This window comes from Lawsonibacter hominis (genome assembly GCF_014287895.1).
Classification (GTDB): domain Bacteria; phylum Bacillota; class Clostridia; order Oscillospirales; family Oscillospiraceae; genus Lawsonibacter_A; species Lawsonibacter_A hominis.
Map to the genome: position 1 here is coordinate 1 of NZ_JACOPP010000081.1, position 902 is coordinate 902.

At 42.0% G+C, this 902-nt stretch carries 2 protein-coding genes; both read right to left on the reverse strand.

The annotated features are described in order from the left end of the window. Positions 1–57 precede the first annotated feature (57 nt). Positions 58–543 (reverse strand): type III toxin-antitoxin system CptIN family toxin, encoded by a 486-nt coding sequence (cptIN, locus tag H8S57_RS16845; protein ID WP_186909091.1) that lies wholly within the window; start codon positions 541–543, stop codon positions 58–60. A gap of 136 nt (positions 544–679) precedes the next feature. After that, positions 680–902, reverse strand: a 223-nt coding sequence (locus tag H8S57_RS17165; RefSeq protein ID WP_207723851.1) for a hypothetical protein, incomplete at its 5' end; no start/stop codon positions are given.

Sequence of the window (902 nt, forward strand, 5' to 3'; positions counted from 1 at the left end):
CCCCGCCGCCCGGAGCATCGGCTCTTGGGTGGCGGGGGATGTTTTGTGAGCAGAAATTTAAATGATAAAACTTTTGTTTTTTGAACGGTTTATGAGTTGACGTTCAATTCTTAATATATCCACATATGGACGAAGCTTTCCATTTCGGACTAGGCTTAAATATCTTGCCGCCTTCTTTCGAACGGCCTTTATTGTATTTTCATCTTTCACAATATAGTGTTGACAGGATATGGTAAATTCTTTACTTATGTACTCTTCAGTAACTGGAATCATATTGCCAACCAGCAATGCCCGCTCATCTGACATGAAATTCATGATATGATAGTAAATACAGTTTCCGTATTTAATCTCATCCTGTGCTATTTTGGCCTTATATTTGTCTACCTTGCTACTTATAGGTATAAACCAAGTAATTCCATTGTGCTCCCTTATTGAAAGATAGTACGGGCGGCCTTCGGACTTATTATGCATGTGGCGATCACTTTTGAAGTCGGAAAAGTATCTGTCCTTTATGGTGTACAACCCACAATCGACAAGCTCCATATAACCACGTCACCGTCTCTTTGTATAAAGAGAATCCCTCCGCGCATAGCGGAGGGAGCCCCTTTTAATTTTTGCAAGCCGTCTATTTATATGTCGCCGAACGGCAGGCGGCAATCAAAAGCACGTCCGGTATTTATTAGTCGCCCCGCGACAGGCGGCAAAGCGGAGCAGACGGGCGCAGATACGAGGGTGTATCTTTTCGTCTGGCGGCAGATTCCTCTGTCGCACTCTTATTATAGCAGCAGAGTAACCAAAAATATACGTCAATTTTATATAAAAATGCCAGCAAATCGTTGTTGACTTTGTTCAGCAAGTCCACGATAAATAATGAATTGATTGCTACAACATATTCCAAATGA

Excerpts from the sequence above, each read along its gene's own strand:
- cptIN (WP_186909091.1), bottom strand. The coding sequence starts at position 543 with ATGGAGCTTGTCGATTGTGGGTTGTACACCATAAAGGACAGATACTTT.